Consider the following 13814-nt stretch of genomic DNA (forward strand, 5'->3'; position numbering starts at 1 on the left):
CGCATCAACCAACGGTTCTTCGATCCCTCCACCTCGTGCTGATCACCAAGCTCGCTCAGCCGGGGAAGCCGCTCTTCAATATCAAAGAAACCCGACTAATTCATCTTYCASCATCCCCAATCAACGCCGAAGAAATGGAATCACACAGAACAGCTCAGAGCCAAGGGTTTTTCGAACCCTCCAGTTGGACTTTGAGTTGGGAAACATCCGTTTCCCACATGCTTATCATCACCGCGGCTCAGCACGGGGTTGAAAATGCTTAATTCGCTTTGCCAGACAGCGTTGCCTGATTGGCGGCCACAGCCTTTTGCGAGCTGATCGAGTTTAGATCATCGGCCGTTGCGTCCGCCTGAACCTTGGCCTTGCCCGTCTGAACCTGCTGTAGCCCGGTCGTTGCTTCTTGGGCCATGTTATCCAGGCTGATCGCACCAGCTGCTTCCGCCGCCTTCGGCGCAACGGCCTTTTCATAGATGATTGGTGCGCCATCGGCCGTCGTGGCCGGCGCACCCGGAGCGGGCGCCGCAGCCTCAACAGGCGCAGACGCAACAGCAACCGGTGTGACGCTCACAGGCTGGCCGGGCTGTGTTGTCACCTCCGCCTGTAGAGACGGTGCGGCTGGAACCGCGACAACCGGCATGCTGTAGGCCGTACGGTTAATGATCAGATGATCGGGGCCGGTGGAATCCGTCGGATCCTTGTCATAAATGTCGACAAGCTTGTCGTTACTGCCAAAGCAGAACAGAACCGTGTGCAACTGCGGGCGGGTTCCAGCCTTCACCGGTGCCCAGATCACCTGCGCCAAACCAAGGGTTGCAACGCTCGTCACAACTTCACCCGCCTTCATGGCCGCACGACCACCAGCCGTCAGGCCGGTCGTGTAAATTTTGTAGATATCGCAGGACCGACCGTTCTTCTGGATCGTGCCCTCAGCCTTACCGACCGTACTGACAACGCCGAAACGGTCTGTGTTCTGGTTGAACTGGCTCAGCAGCACGGGCTCAGGCGCGGGCATCCCGCTGCTGCAGGCCGCCAGAAGCAACAGAGCAGAGCTGGAGAAAAGTGTTTTTGAAATGGCTTTCAGTGTCATGACGGACCTGTCGATCACGGTCCCCGCCTGACAAACGGGGACACAGTATGTTGCGTTAGGAAAAGTAATAACCGATTGCGCTTATTCGTCAATAAGCGATTTCGGTTATTATCAAATTGACACTGAGCCCCCCTGCCGTGTAGCGAGGGTTCATGGGAAGACCACCACTCGATATCAAACTCACATCCGTGCGCCTGAATTCCTCCGCGCGGGAGCGGATCGTCCGTCTTGTCGGACAGGGGGGCATGGCGGAGTTTATTCGCGAGGCCGTTGAGAAAGAGTTAAAACGCCGCGAGCAGTCTCTTCGACGTCAGGGCGATACACCCTCAGATCTCTGACGGCCTCTGCCAGCCCTGCCCCCAGAAGCAGGAAAGCAATCCCGCCAAGCGGCATGTTGAGGAAAGCGCTCTGTGACGACAGAGGCCATTCATGCAGAACAGCGGCCCCGAAGAGACCGACACGCCAGGCAATCTCCGCTGCGGAAAGACCGACCTGCCGTCTGGCGGTTCGTCCCAGAACACGCCACCAGCTTCCGATCATCGCGACGAACAGAATGGCTCCCGGAATTCCACTGTTGGTGGCGGCTTCGAGCACATGATTATGGGTGTGCTGAACACAGACAGCCACCCCGCCTCCATCCGGTTGGAAATGGCTCGGACCGGGCTTCAGAAAGACCTCAGAACGGCAGTAGTGCCGGAACGCATCGTCCCCTAACCCCATGACCGGATGCGCTTCGATCATCACGGCCGCGCGGTTGTAGATCTGCCCATACGGAGAGCTGGCGAAGTGGGCGAGCTGGCTGTGCGTCTTTGTCACCAGATGCCCGAAAGCGTCCGGGGACACGAACGCCAGAAGTCCAATCAGAGCCGGACTGGCAACCAGAAGCGCGAGTGCCGGATGCCTCAGGGTTGGAAGCACCATGGCACAGTCCCCTGTTCCGAGAAGAAATGTTGCTAGGGACATCCGCTGGCCAGCCAGCACCAGCAAACCGAGAACCGGCAGAAGAACCGCGCCCGTCAGAAGCGGTTTTTGCCAGGAGCGTGTCGCCCGCTGTCCCAACAGCGCCCCCACAAACAGGGCAGCCGGAAGACCCAGAAGAGCGAAAGGCGCAGACACGCGCGGCTTGTCGTAAGGTCCGGTGAGTGTCCCATCACCAAACCGCGGATTGCCAAACAGGTTATGGCCCGTGACCGCCTGAAGGAGCATCTGCCCACCCAGATACAGCACGCAGGCGATCACCAGACGGCGACACCACGTCCGGGTCCGGGGATCCTGCAACGTCCAGAAGGCCAGAGCGAACGCCGCGACAGGAAAGCGGATGGCCAACAGCGCCTGGGTGAGGCTCTCGGTTGCCTCTGCCGGAACTGGCACCTGACGTGGCAGGGAACACAGAGCCAGCCATCCCCACCACACAAGGGCCGGCCAGACGAAGCCCTGACGACACCAGTGCCACTCGCGGGTCAGGGCGCTCCGAAGCAGAAATCCGACGGCGAGCCCATCCAGACACCCCTCGGCGATACCACGCCAATGCACCAGAAACAGCGGCAGAAGCAGGGTGGCCAGTGCGCCGAGACGATCCAGAACGCGCAGAAGAGTGGGCTTTTCAACACGCACCATGTCAGATCCACGCCGCCCGGGTTTTTGGGCTCTCCACGCCTACGGCGGCCAGCGAGACACCGGCCTCGGCCAGCATCCCCACTTCCCGGGTGCGATGATCCCGCAGTGCATACAGGCTGCGATCAAGGAACAGGGTATTTCGTGCCCCGCGTTCGATCAGGGAGCGGAAATAGGCATCCCGGAACCGGATGACAGCGCCCCGCTCCAGCCTGGACGCCATGACGATCACGGCGACGGCCGCTTGCAACCGGCCCAGCACGACACAAGCCTGCGACCAGGCATGACAGGTTACACCCACCTGCCCCGACAGATACTCGGCGGCCTCGATCAACTGCTCCGCACTCGGCCGACCGGTGGAACAGAAATCCCGCAGGTTGCTGCAGATTTCGAGATAGAACGTCGCCGTGCCCTTGAACCCGCGCAACGCTGTCCGGTCATACACGCTCGAACGGTTGGTTCCGGAACTCGGCCCTTCACACCGCATGTGTTCAATGCGAATGCCGCCATCGGCGGCTACGTGGTCTACTTTTTTAGAAGTTTGAATGTTTTTAGTATCTGTATAGTGGGCCCCGTTTTGAGGACCCATGGGCCTCATTTCTGCTGGATACGACGTTGAAAAAACAGCGTTTTCCACAGGCGCGTTATCCGGGCCGGATTCAGGCTCGGCGCACTGCTCGGCCAGAGCGGCAGAAAGGGCCAGCATCTCCCGGTACAGCCCGTCCAGAGTGCCGGGCTGAGCCGTCCTCAGACGGCTGCGCATGATTCCCGTCGCTTGCTCCATGATGTTCTGAAGCCCGAGGTCTTCGGCCCGGGCACGGACCGTGTCGTTCAGGCTGGCAATGCTGTCGCGCAGAAAGGACACGCGCTGGCGCAGTCGCCGCTGTTCCGCGCTCAGGGCCAGCAGATCCGGCCAGCGATAGCGCAGGGACGCCAGATTGAAGCCAACCTGCGTCTGGCCCTCCTCCGCCTGCCATCGTCGGCCGCGCTGTCCGTTGCGTCCGTCCTGCGGCACCAGAAGCCGCGCTTCCGCCAGCTCCCGGATGTGCCGCTGCAGCGTGCTGCGCGACAGACCTGTCCAGGACATGAGCGTGGTGTTGTGCGCGTAGATGAACGGCGCCTCAAGCGTCGCCCAGGCGTCCGGAGAGGTCTTCTCCACCATGATGATCAGCGTCGAGGCGGCTCCCCGGCTGACGGGCAGGACACCGCGGAGCGATTTCAGCATGTTCAGCATATCCCGTTTGCCGGGTTCGGCCGGGACGGGGGTGGTCAGTTCGTCGCGTGCGGCCAGCATGGCCTCACTGATCCGGCGTCGGCCGCGCCGCGTGCACGGGGCCTGCGCCCTCTGCGTCTGTGCAGAATGCTCCATTGATCGGTCCGGTCTGGGGGTGAAAGGACCACCTCACGGCCGGACGCCAGACAAAACGCTCCCGTTCGCAATTTAGTGCTTGCGTTTCGAAAAGAGCTGACGCTAGATGAATTTAACGAATTACTCACCTAGCAACTGTTTTGCCGGAGCCCTGGCTCTTCCGATTTGGCGATCGGAGGAGGCGGGGTTTTTGGTTTGTGGGCGCTACGTCATCGGGGGTCCTCTGGATCGACTCGCTGGCGCCGCCCACAGGGACGTCTCCAGACATCCGGGCATCGTGCCTCCGTTCGGGCGCTGCAACAACCTCGAAAGCATCTGCTCAGAAAAATAATTGAGTAAAAACGGGCATTTAGTGTGTCCATTTTGGCGCGCTGTTTTCAACTTGTAACTGCCTCCGAAGCCCCACTGCCCATGCGGTTGGCCACCGTCTGCTGGTATTGGCCCACCGTCCAGCCGCTCATGTTGTTGGCCGCGAGCGTCTTGGCGGAGACATACTGGCTGAGTGGCGTACTTGCATTTGATTCGATTGCAATGGCCGCGCCGGCTTTGGTGCCGAACATGTAGGCGCCATAGACCTGCGTTCCGGTGGCCGGTGCGCCTGTCGAGCGACTCACGGCGGACGCGTAATCGCTGATGATGGCGCTCGCCACCTTGGCCTGGGCCACGGGATCGGACCGGTCGGCCGCGCTCAGACCGAGTTCCGAGGCATACTGGTTCCAGGTGCCGTCCGTAACCTGCCACACCCCCTGTGCACTCGAGCACGTATTCCCGACATTCTGGAAATGGCTCTCGATCTGCCCGAACGCCGCCAGCGTGTCCGGATTGATCCCGGCCGCCTGTGCCGCAGCCACCGCGTCCGCACCATAGGTCTGTGACATCAGTGTCGCGTAAGCATCCGCCGTTCCCCACGCGCCCTGATACGAGGATGTGGCGGTGGTCCCGCCAGTCGTCGTCGCGGTCGATGGCCGCGTAAAGACGGGCGATCCGGGTTCCGGGTTGGTCGGCACGATCTGCTCAGGCACCGCCCCGAAAGCAGCAGTGACAGGGCTGCTCACGCCGAGGGTCAGCAGGGCCAGAACCGGGAAGGCTTTCACTTTGCCGGATGCGTAAACAGGACCATCCCGGCCGCGTTCTCACCCGAGACAACACAGGCCCGGGACGCGCCGTCCACGAGCGGGCGATAGGCCACGACATCGGCATCCGGGATCCAGGCAAAGGTCGTTCCCGAGCGCAGGACCTGCCGCCAGCCCTGAAAGACCGTGTCCGTCACAGCGATCTGCGGAGCGGCGGTTCCGACAGGGACAGCGCCACGACGCGGCTCGGCAAAGAGCGGCTCGAAGTCATGAGCGGGACTGCGGCAGGTCACGGGAACCGGCGTGGCGTGCAGCGTCTGCGGCGCCTGCGTGACTGTCGGGGGTGGACCCCAGTTGCGAGAACCGAGTTCCGACTGACGCTCCTGCGACAGTCTGTCGAGCTGCTCCGGCGTCAGATGCTGCGCTGAGGCCTGGGACACCAGAGGGGCCGCCAGCGAGACACAGACGGCGAGCCAGAAGCGAAAGCGCATGGTGCAAATTCCTTTAGAAAGTACCTCCCCATAGTCTGACCGATCCGAATGTGAGTGCGAACACGATCCTGATTGACGCGCCCGGATCGCACTCACATGTGCGCCCGGCATGATGTCCGCAGGAGGATCAAACCCATGCGCTCTTTCATCCCGATGCTGATGCTCGGGCTCCCGGCTGTTGCCCTGGGAGCCTCGACCTGCCCCGCCGCGGAGCCAGTCCGTACTGCTGGTGGCCCGCCCCCTTTACGGCCGCAACCTGTTATGCCGGAGATGGGGCCAACGCTGTCCGCCGCCGATATTGCGGCCTCACCTGCCTTGAGCCGCCTTGCGAGCCAGGGCGCGCAACTCTATCGGCTGAGATCCGAGCACGGTCTTGAGGCCGTCTTTGCACGGAGCGGCACGCAGTTCCGTGTCTTTTACCTCACACCCGATCATCTGGCCGAAATTGGAGGGGTCATGTGGGATGCGACCGGTCATAACATCACGCGCGATCAGGTGTCCTCAATCCCGGGTGCGATCCCGACCGTGCAATGGACTCCCTCGGGTTCCGGCCAGGGCTCAAGGCCGGGCGTCCCCTCAACGATGACCGCACCTCCTGCGGTGGATCCTGTTGAACGCGTGAAGGCAGTTGCCTTCGGGCTTGAAGGACAGGACACGGCACCCCGCGTCTATATGTTCATTGATCCGCTGTGTCCGTTCTCGACCCGTGCCTACGCGGCCCTGAAGCCTGCTGTTGCTTCCGGCCGGCTACAGCTTGCGATCGTTCCGGTCTCGATCAACGATCATGAGAACAAGGGCGCCAGTACGCCGGCTGCGCAGCAGATGCTCTCTGCAAAACCGCATGACATGGCTGCACTATGGAACCAGATCGATGATCTTGGTCACGCTGTTCCAGGCCACGCGACCTCAGACACGGCGGGCGCCAGCCTGATGCTGAATCTCTCTGCCGCTCATTCGATCGGTCTGAGAGGAACGCCAACCTTCGTGTGGAAGGATCGCAATGGCACCCCGCATGTCGAGGCAGGACTCCCAGACGATCTTGATGCGTTTCTCGCGAGCCTTCACGCATGAGCCTTCGTCCGACAGTGAAGCAGCGGGCCGGACGAGCCGCGTTATGGCTCGTCTTTCCGTTTATCTTTGCGCTGAGGCCGGGTCTGCGCACGGCGCAGCAGGGTCTTCGGATCCTTCAGGACGTTCCTGTGATCCAGCCCGTGGATCAGACGACGGTCGAGGACCAGCCTCCCATGTCGCCGCAAATGGCCGCAATCCGTAAGCGAACCCGGACCCTGGGGCGCCTGTATGGCACGCTCTGTCTGCTGGCGAGCCTCTGGTGGGTAATGATTCTCATGTGGAGCGATGGGGCCGCTTTCAGCGCATCCTGTGTGGAAGCGCTCGCCTGTGCGATCGTTCTGGGAAGCCAGTTTGTTATTCAGGGTTTCTCAAACTGGCAGGCCCGGACGGGACGCGCCGGAAAACTCTCGGAGTATCTTTCGGACGGGCGGCTGCTCTGGCCTCGGTGAGGCCAGTCTCCGGGACGTCTCAGAACGTCCCGGCTTGGGCGGCTTTGCGGTCAATCGACCAGGCGGCCTTTTCATAATCAGGGCGATCACCCTGATCGACCGGATCATTAGGTTTGACAATGGTGCCGGCGCGAGTGGCCAGCGCAGGACGCCAGGTCACGGGCGCAGAGCCATAGGGCGCATAAGGATCGTAAAGCGGCTGCTTCACCTTGGGTGGTGGTGGCACATTGTAAGACGAGAGCGAACGGATGTTGCCGTGAGCGCACGCTGACAGGCTGCACAGCAACGCCAAGGCCGCGAAACTTTGCCTTAGCGAAATGACCGTCAAGACCTGCTACCCTTCGCCTTCAGCTCGGCTTTGAGAGACGCAACCTGCGCTTCAGCTTTCTCAGCACGCTTCCGCATTTTTTCAGCGAATTCGCTCCATTCATCCCGGTTGCGAATCATCTCATCCAAACCGGTATCCGCGATACGGTGCTTCTCAGAGAGGGCATCGTACCTCCTGACAAGGTCGTTATGAAGATCTACGACCTGATTATAGGCTGCCAGGGGAACCGACTTACCGGCAGCCTGTGCCATTCTTTCGGTAGCCTGCGTGATGCGGCAGAGCTTATCGTAGTCTAGAATGTCTCCCATCATCGTTCTCCCTAATCTTCGGCGCGGCCAGAGATCTGCATGAGAGCTCTTGTCGTTGAGTCTACTGGCTCGGCCTTGTTGTTGTCGACGGTATTCTGCCCTTTCCCGTCTGCACTCACATTCGACACCGTATCGCGAGCCAGTTTTGCGGCTGTGTCTGTAGGAGCGGCGATCCCCCGGCCGGTTGACTTGTCATTAAAGTCATCGCTGTCCACACGACCGATACTCGTCATGCCCGCCATCGCAGGGATGTGGTGTGGCAGGGTCGAAATCAGCCTGAAGCACATGACTGCGATGCTCATCTCCATCGTGACGAACATGCAGAGCAGGACGATCAGGCCGATAAAATTGTCCAGAAGCCAACCACGCTCAAAGACGAACCCGGTGGCAATCGAGAACGCCTTCATGACCAGCCAGGAGATCGAGGCAAAGATCGTGTAACTGAGCACGAGACCCGCAATCATCATCACCGGGCGAAAGAGAATTGTGAACAGCACTTCATAGCCACGGTTTCCGCGGCCATGAAGGCCCTCTCCCTGAAACACCAGATGGGCCAGCATCCACAGCGGAACGCCCACCACGGCTTCGACCACGACGATATACCATCCCGCGACACCTGCCATCCAGTAAGCAAAGGGGGTCATCGGGAGGACGTAAGCAAGCGTAATGCCGGGCGCAAGCAAGAAGAAAGCAGCCGCAAAGACAGGCGTGAGCAGGGCTTTGATCAGACCACTCAGTGCGAAGCTGCCCGCGGATGCAATGGCAGCCGGGACATCCCCAGTGGCAAGATTGGCCGCTGTCGCGAGCCCCGCCCCTGTCTTGCTACTGAGCACCGCAGCACCCCCAATAATCGCCAGCGCCGTGTGAATTAGAAGATGGCCAAGCCCGATCATTGCCCCCAGAGGATCGGTCCAGTCACTCCCGGATGTTGGCGACAGGAGATGATTGACGATCAGCGTCATGACCCCGTTCGTGATGCCGAGTGCCTGAAGAACACGGTCCAGAGCCGATTGTCCGGAACTGGGTAAAGCTGCGTTGTTAAAGAGCCTCGTCGCCCCATTGGGCGCACTGGCGCTGTCCGACGTGGCCAGCTTCTGCTCTTCCGCAGCCTGATACTGTTCAATAGCGGTGATCGGACCCGCAAGGTCTTTGGAGAGGAATGACCCCAATCCCTGCCAGCTTGGCAGAGTTACCGAGGGGACGATGGAGGACATGGACAGCACCTCTGCATTGAGGCGCGAGATCTCAAGGTAGTAAGCCCCCAGCCCGCTCCAGCCGAGGTTTTTCATAGCCACATAGCCGGCATCACTTGAGCCGTTACCATCTGAGGAATACTGCGCACGGATCTTGCTGATCATGGCCGTGGCCGCCTCACCCAGCGCGGAGGAGTAGGACGTATTCTGTGCAGTCAGAACCGCATCCATGGAGCGAAGGGCCGTAACATCCCGCGTCTGCCAGATCGTATCCGCGAGAGACGACATGGGCGTGCGCACCGCGCTGATCAGATCCTGAAGCGCTTTGACCTGCCTGGTGCCAACATCTGTCAGATCAAGATTTGACCCGAGCATCTGCTGCTCAACCTGCTGCGGGATTGTGACCGAGATGCTGCCGCAGGTTGCCGCAGCCGTCGCCTCGCCTACGGCAAGGCTGTAATCCACCGTCACTGGCGAACCATTGCCTGGGTTTGAAACCTTTGGTTCGGGCATAAGGTCAGAATTGTTTGAGGCTTTGTTGACCAGGGCGCGGCAGAGTTCGCTTTCCATCACCGCCATGACAACCTGCCTGGTCCCAGGGATGATCGGTTCTGCAAGCGGCAAAGCGTCCGGGCCGATGGACTTGGCCACAACATCCGTCAGGTTGCGGGCCATCCCGATCGCCGTCTTCGCACCCTGCACGACGAGCGCCTGCCCCACCGAGAAGCCACCGTTTGCAGGGATCGGCACCATCAGCCCGAGTGCAACAACAACGCGCAGCGGCACCCACCCGGAGAAGCTTGCAGAGAAAACCTTTCCGCTTTCCGCTGTCTTATGAACCTGCAGGATGGAGGCATAGCTGATCCAGAACGCCGCAATCAGCATCGCATAAGCCGAAATATACTGCAGCATTGTGCCGGTGGCTGTCTCTGTGCCCCCTGACATCGGGAAGAGACTGTCGAGCACGCGGGCGGACCAGTCATCGCCCGCGCTCAGGTTGCTCCAGCTCACGCTGTCTGCCGTGGTTCCGGCATAGGCGGATCCCATAGTGACCGTGAGGGCAACGACTGTCATGGTGCCCGCCCGGAAATGCCGGGACGCTCGAAGGAACCGCATGAACTGGTGCATTGTTTTTAGACCTCCGGGCTCGGGCTGTTATCGCGACTTTGCTCCTGGCCCTGCTTTCGATCTTTGGTAAAAAAATCATGGAAACGGTCCACCAGACGCTCGAGTGCCGCTCCAACTTCCTTCAGAAAGTCCTTGCCCGGCTCCTGGCCCGGAAGAGATTCCAGCTTCTTGCCAACACTGGCAGCGGTTTCCTCTGCGCTCTGCACAGTGGGATCACTCAAAGCGTCCCGCTTGGAAGCTTCATCACCCAGAACCTCGACTTCCTTGCCCAGTCGCTGAGACGACTTCCGCAGTTTCTCCCAGGACTCTGCGAAGCCGGGCGTTTTCTCCAGAGACGCGTTGAGCTGCGCGCGAAGCGCCTTATGACTCCCATCCTCGGTCATGCCCGCAATGACAGAACTTTCTGATTGTCCAGGCTCTGACGCAGCTTTGGTGAAGGCTTCAAAAAACTCTCGGCCGACACGCTTGAGAGCGCCGAGATCTTCCTCGACTTCACGGGCCGCTTCCTTGACCTTGCGCGTTCGGTTCTGGATCTGCCGCTCGTCGCTCTTGCCCACAAGGCTACTCATAAAATCAGATAGCCCACGACGGTTCGTTTCAGTTGCCGCAATACTGCCTTTTTGAACCTCCGATTGCGCATCTTTATGGCTGGGCTTGGTTTGCTCCCCTTCTCTTCTGCCTTCTACCTGCGCAGCTGCTTGATCGACTTCCGGCTGTATGGATTTTCGCCTATCAGCTGTTCGCGTGGGGCCGGCAGATTCAGCGTCATCAGCAGCTCTTTGGTCGTCACGATGTACCGCACGATCCTCTTCTGCGGGGCTTTGCGACACCGCATCTTCCACTTCTTCCGGTTGCTCAGAACGGCGAAGATCTCCTTGGAACTCCTCATCGTCCCGAAAGGGACCGGCCTCTTCTTCAAGAGACCGTAGATATCCTTCGTCCTCAAACGGGTCATTCGAGGGAAGGCCAGGCTCAAGGATCTCGTGCTGTGTCCGGGGCGCCTGCTGAGGCTCGTGTAAGAGGTGTCCACCTTCCGCGACAGGAGGCTCAGGCTCCGTCACGGTTGGTTGGGACATGTCAGTAGAAGCCTGTTGCTGTACTTCAGGAGATGCTTCCCTCGCAGGAGCGGACTCTGGCGTCGATGTCACCACGGGGTCCGGCTGTTGTGCATCTGGTCGAGGTGACGGCTCAGGCTCGGTCTGTTGCGCGCGGGCAGGAGTGCCCGACAGAGCCATGGTGATGCGATAGTCCAGAACGGCAGCCAGCCGTGCAGCGGCAACGGAAGCCTGGTCTTCCGGAGACATTCCGGACATATCCAGCGCTGTTTTGCGGAGATCATGGACGAGATCTCGATCTTCAAGAGAGCTAGCCTGCGCCAGCATCGCTTTGATTTCTTCGTTCTCCAACCCCGGCAAATCAGTGCCGTGAGCCTTCAGGCCGGCCGCAAGAATTGGAGGGATCTGCGGATCTTCGCCAGTTCCACTAAAGGCCTTCCAGTCCTGGACAAGCCACGCCACCTGAACGGTGAACTTTGGATCGCTTTCCAGTCCCGGGTTTTCCTGCAGTCGCGCAGTCAGGTCCGAAAGATCTTTTGCAAGCCCGCGCTCTGCTTCGGGGATGGTCGACTGCTGAGCATCAAGGGCCTGCAGGACGTAGCCTAGCGGTCCTTGCTGAGTGAGAGTACCCGACATGGTCATTCCTATTCGAGATGTTCAGGGGAGTGTTGTGGTAGGAACCGGCAGAGGAGACACCGCCCGAAGCCGTTGTTCAGCAGACGTCGCGAGCCTGTTGGCTTCCATCAGCGCCCGGGTCTGGTCCAGTTTGAACTGCTGCCAGGCAATCCAGTTACGCTGCGCGTCCAGCAGAGCGATCTGGACAAGAACCGATTTTTCGGATGGCATCGCCTGCAGGTCTGCCTGCCAGTCTGTGCCGCTGTATTTCCGGTTGATCTCCAGCTCAGTGGCTTCGCTTTCCGAGCCAACTGAGGTGTTGGTGTAACCCTCACGGACCGCCTCAGCTTTCTGGGCAGCACTCAGGGTCACGGTGTTCGCGTGCCACCCGATAATGTCGTCTCCGACGTGGTGGGCGAGCGAAATGGCAGCATTGTAGGCACGGCGGCCCGGGAGGGCAGACTGTCCATCTACTGAGGTCAGAGCACTTCCTCTCAGCGCGGCGGGAGCAACGGGCTGGATCAGTGTCGTGACGTAGTCATTGGCACGGTCGATCGAGGCCTGATCCTGATATGCCGGTGGCGTTAGGAGGCTGGTGGCGTCCTGATCTGCATTCTGCTGATCGGTGGAGGCGAGCGAGCAAATTCCAGCGTCCGCTTCTGCATCTGAGCAGTAAAGCGTAAAATGGCGGTTGTTGTTGGCCTGCGCGCCCTGCCCTGCACCTTCCCAGGACGGCGTTCCTTTCCCGGCCTGCGTGCGCTTGTCCTTGCCGCTATCGAGCGCAGTCGCGACGGCGGCGCCGTTTCGCGCCGCAACAACGGCAGCCTGACCGCCTTCAAGATTAAGGCAATCCTGCCGGTTGGTCGCATGATTGTCGCGCTGTTGGGCTGCCCGGACGTCTCGGGCAAGTTCGGCCTGCACCATGTTGTTGGCGTCTGCGATCTGTTCCTGCGCCCCAACCTGCGCCTTCATGTAGTTACTCAGCTGCGTAAAGCCGTCTCCCAGACTGCCGTTAATGAGGCCAAGCGTGCTGTTCAGGACTTTCTGGGCCGTCGTGATGACACTGTTCATCGCGCCCTGGAGCGTACTGATCGCGCCTACGATCGCGGCTGAATCAAAAAAGGCATAAGCCGGTTTCGGGGCTGCGACGGTTGCAAGCGCTAGAACCAGAAGGCTTGCGCCTCCGAGCCGTCCAGCTCTGTCGAGAAGCCGCTTCATTGGCTCACCCGGGAAATGCCGGTGCTCGATCCTATGGCGTCAAAGCTGTACCCCGAAGGAAGCTGGCTCTGTCCGGACACAACCCAGCTCTGGTTGCCGGTCGTATTCGTCCCGGCATTGATCAGGCTGTCGCCGCCGCCGCCAAAACTCAGGTTCGGGCAAAAGCTGCCTGCCCCGAGGCCAAGATTGAAGTTCGTATCCAGCCCCGTCACAGAGAGACCGCAATGGGCCGAACTCTGGAGGCTGTCCCATTCTGATGAGAGCTGGGAGCAGATCTTGCCCATTGCAGCCTCAGCGAGCGATGCGACATTCAGTTTGCTCGTCACGACATCCAGTCCGACGCCGTTAAAGAAGTTTCCCAGGCAGGTGAATTTCGTCACGGATTTAGGCTGATGGATCGTTGCGTCGTCCGCCTTCAGGTCTGCGGCAAGCCCGGTCGCTCCTGCTTGCACGAGTGTCTGGCAACCGGAAGAAGCGTCGTCTCCAAAAGCGGGTGTAACCAGACTGAAGCCTAACGCGGCTATCAGCGGTACAAAGGTGAGACGTGTGCTCTTTCGGCACGCCCTCATTGTGCAGCACCCCGAGGCGTCCCCGAAGGCAGACTGCTCTGTTGTGAGACAGGCTTTACGAGAGGTCCAAGGATCTGCCTCGCGCTCTCTGCTGTCAGGGGTCACGACACGAAAGTGTATTTTACGTACGCTTAGGGTGAACACCTACAGAACCGCCAGCATTGGGGTTCAAGCGACAAGCAGGGATGCAGGCACCCGAAGCGGACGTAACGCGCCCGCTTCGGGCTGCTCATCGACATTCCAGCG

General features: G+C 60.3%; 14 protein-coding genes. 3 read left to right on the plus strand and 11 right to left on the minus strand.

What is annotated here, in order from left to right:
- Nucleotides 1–263: hypothetical protein (locus tag KP705_RS14405; protein WP_215764709.1), on the plus strand; the 263-nt coding region annotated here is incomplete at its 5' end.
- Here KP705_RS14405 and KP705_RS14410 read toward each other — a convergent pair.
- The 5 genes from KP705_RS14410 to KP705_RS14430 all read right to left on the minus strand — a co-directional run bounded on the left by KP705_RS14410 (nt 260) and on the right by KP705_RS14430 (nt 5634).
- Entirely contained in the window at nt 260–1105 is an 846-nt protein-coding gene (locus tag KP705_RS14410; RefSeq protein ID WP_308267573.1) for a hypothetical protein, read from the minus strand. The genes KP705_RS14405 and KP705_RS14410 overlap by 4 nt on opposite strands.
- A gap of 237 nt (nt 1106–1342) precedes the next feature.
- Nucleotides 1343–2704 carry an O-antigen ligase gene (locus KP705_RS20180; RefSeq protein WP_249206812.1) on the minus strand — a complete coding sequence of 454 codons (1362 nt, stop codon included), beginning with the start codon at nt 2702–2704 and terminating at the stop codon, nt 1343–1345.
- Between the two features lies 1 nt (nt 2705).
- Entirely contained in the window at nt 2706–4070 is a 1365-nt protein-coding gene (repC, locus tag KP705_RS14420) for a replication initiation protein RepC (protein ID WP_215764710.1), read from the minus strand.
- A gap of 377 nt (nt 4071–4447) precedes the next feature.
- The gene (locus tag KP705_RS14425; RefSeq protein WP_308267575.1) at nt 4448–5164 is read right to left on the minus strand and encodes a transglycosylase SLT domain-containing protein; all 717 of its coding nucleotides are present in this window, start codon (nt 5162–5164) and stop codon (nt 4448–4450) included.
- Nucleotides 5161–5634 (minus strand): hypothetical protein, encoded by a 474-nt coding sequence (locus tag KP705_RS14430; RefSeq protein ID WP_211497643.1) that lies wholly within the window; start codon nt 5632–5634, stop codon nt 5161–5163. Before KP705_RS14430 ends, KP705_RS14425 begins: the two co-directional genes overlap by 4 nt.
- Before the next feature lie 135 nt (nt 5635–5769).
- Here KP705_RS14430 and KP705_RS14435 point away from each other — a divergent pair, with 135 nt between their 5' ends.
- Both KP705_RS14435 and KP705_RS14440 read left to right on the plus strand, forming a co-directional pair.
- On the plus strand, nt 5770–6705 hold the full coding sequence (locus KP705_RS14435) for a DsbC family protein (RefSeq protein WP_211497644.1): 936 nt from the start codon (nt 5770–5772) through the stop codon (nt 6703–6705).
- Nucleotides 6702–7154 (plus strand): hypothetical protein, encoded by a 453-nt coding sequence (locus KP705_RS14440; RefSeq protein ID WP_244974579.1) that lies wholly within the window; start codon nt 6702–6704, stop codon nt 7152–7154. Before KP705_RS14435 ends, KP705_RS14440 begins: the two co-directional genes overlap by 4 nt.
- 19 nt (nt 7155–7173) lie before the next feature.
- On the opposite strand, the gene KP705_RS14445 is transcribed toward KP705_RS14440, so the two are convergent.
- From KP705_RS14445 to KP705_RS14470, 6 genes are read right to left on the minus strand one after another with little or no spacing between them, the layout of a single operon-like run.
- Nucleotides 7174–7482 (minus strand): hypothetical protein, encoded by a 309-nt coding sequence (locus KP705_RS14445; RefSeq protein ID WP_211497645.1) that lies wholly within the window; start codon nt 7480–7482, stop codon nt 7174–7176.
- The gene (locus KP705_RS14450; protein ID WP_211497653.1) at nt 7479–7790 is read right to left on the minus strand and encodes a hypothetical protein; all 312 of its coding nucleotides are present in this window, start codon (nt 7788–7790) and stop codon (nt 7479–7481) included. The genes KP705_RS14445 and KP705_RS14450 overlap by 4 nt, the downstream gene beginning before the upstream one ends.
- 11 nt (nt 7791–7801) lie before the next feature.
- On the minus strand, nt 7802–10057 hold the full coding sequence (locus KP705_RS14455; RefSeq protein WP_252348409.1) for a DotA/TraY family protein: 2256 nt from the start codon (nt 10055–10057) through the stop codon (nt 7802–7804).
- A gap of 59 nt (nt 10058–10116) precedes the next feature.
- Nucleotides 10117–11802: a hypothetical protein gene (locus tag KP705_RS14460; RefSeq protein ID WP_211497647.1), complete on the minus strand. Its 1686-nt coding sequence runs from the start codon at nt 11800–11802 to the stop codon at nt 10117–10119.
- Nucleotides 11803–11823: 21 nt separating this feature from the next.
- Nucleotides 11824–12999 (minus strand): hypothetical protein, encoded by a 1176-nt coding sequence (locus tag KP705_RS14465; RefSeq protein WP_211497648.1) that lies wholly within the window; start codon nt 12997–12999, stop codon nt 11824–11826.
- Nucleotides 12996–13568 carry a hypothetical protein gene (locus KP705_RS14470; RefSeq protein ID WP_252348410.1) on the minus strand — a complete coding sequence of 191 codons (573 nt, stop codon included), beginning with the start codon at nt 13566–13568 and terminating at the stop codon, nt 12996–12998. The genes KP705_RS14465 and KP705_RS14470 overlap by 4 nt, the downstream gene beginning before the upstream one ends.
- Between the last annotated feature and the right edge of the window lie 246 nt (nt 13569–13814).

Source organism: Gluconobacter sp. P1D12_c (assembly GCF_018812105.1).
GTDB lineage: Bacteria > Pseudomonadota > Alphaproteobacteria > Acetobacterales > Acetobacteraceae > Gluconobacter > Gluconobacter oxydans_A.

Excerpts from the sequence above, each read along its gene's own strand:
- KP705_RS14435 (WP_211497644.1), top strand. The coding sequence starts at position 5,770 with ATGCGCTCTTTCATCCCGATGCTGATGCTCGGGCTCCCGGCTGTTGCC.
- KP705_RS14465 (WP_211497648.1), bottom strand. The coding sequence starts at position 12,999 with ATGAAGCGGCTTCTCGACAGAGCTGGACGGCTCGGAGGCGCAAGCCTT.
- KP705_RS14455 (WP_252348409.1), bottom strand. The coding sequence starts at position 10,057 with ATGACAGTCGTTGCCCTCACGGTCACTATGGGATCCGCCTATGCCGGA.
- KP705_RS14430 (WP_211497643.1), bottom strand. The coding sequence starts at position 5,634 with ATGCGCTTTCGCTTCTGGCTCGCCGTCTGTGTCTCGCTGGCGGCCCCT.
- KP705_RS20180 (WP_249206812.1), bottom strand. The coding sequence starts at position 2,704 with ATGGTGCGTGTTGAAAAGCCCACTCTTCTGCGCGTTCTGGATCGTCTC.
- KP705_RS14450 (WP_211497653.1), bottom strand. The coding sequence starts at position 7,790 with ATGGGAGACATTCTAGACTACGATAAGCTCTGCCGCATCACGCAGGCT.
- KP705_RS14460 (WP_211497647.1), bottom strand. The coding sequence starts at position 11,802 with ATGTCGGGTACTCTCACTCAGCAAGGACCGCTAGGCTACGTCCTGCAG.
- KP705_RS14470 (WP_252348410.1), bottom strand. The coding sequence starts at position 13,568 with ATGAGGGCGTGCCGAAAGAGCACACGTCTCACCTTTGTACCGCTGATA.
- repC (WP_215764710.1), bottom strand. The coding sequence starts at position 4,070 with ATGGAGCATTCTGCACAGACGCAGAGGGCGCAGGCCCCGTGCACGCGG.
- KP705_RS14440 (WP_244974579.1), top strand. The coding sequence starts at position 6,702 with ATGAGCCTTCGTCCGACAGTGAAGCAGCGGGCCGGACGAGCCGCGTTA.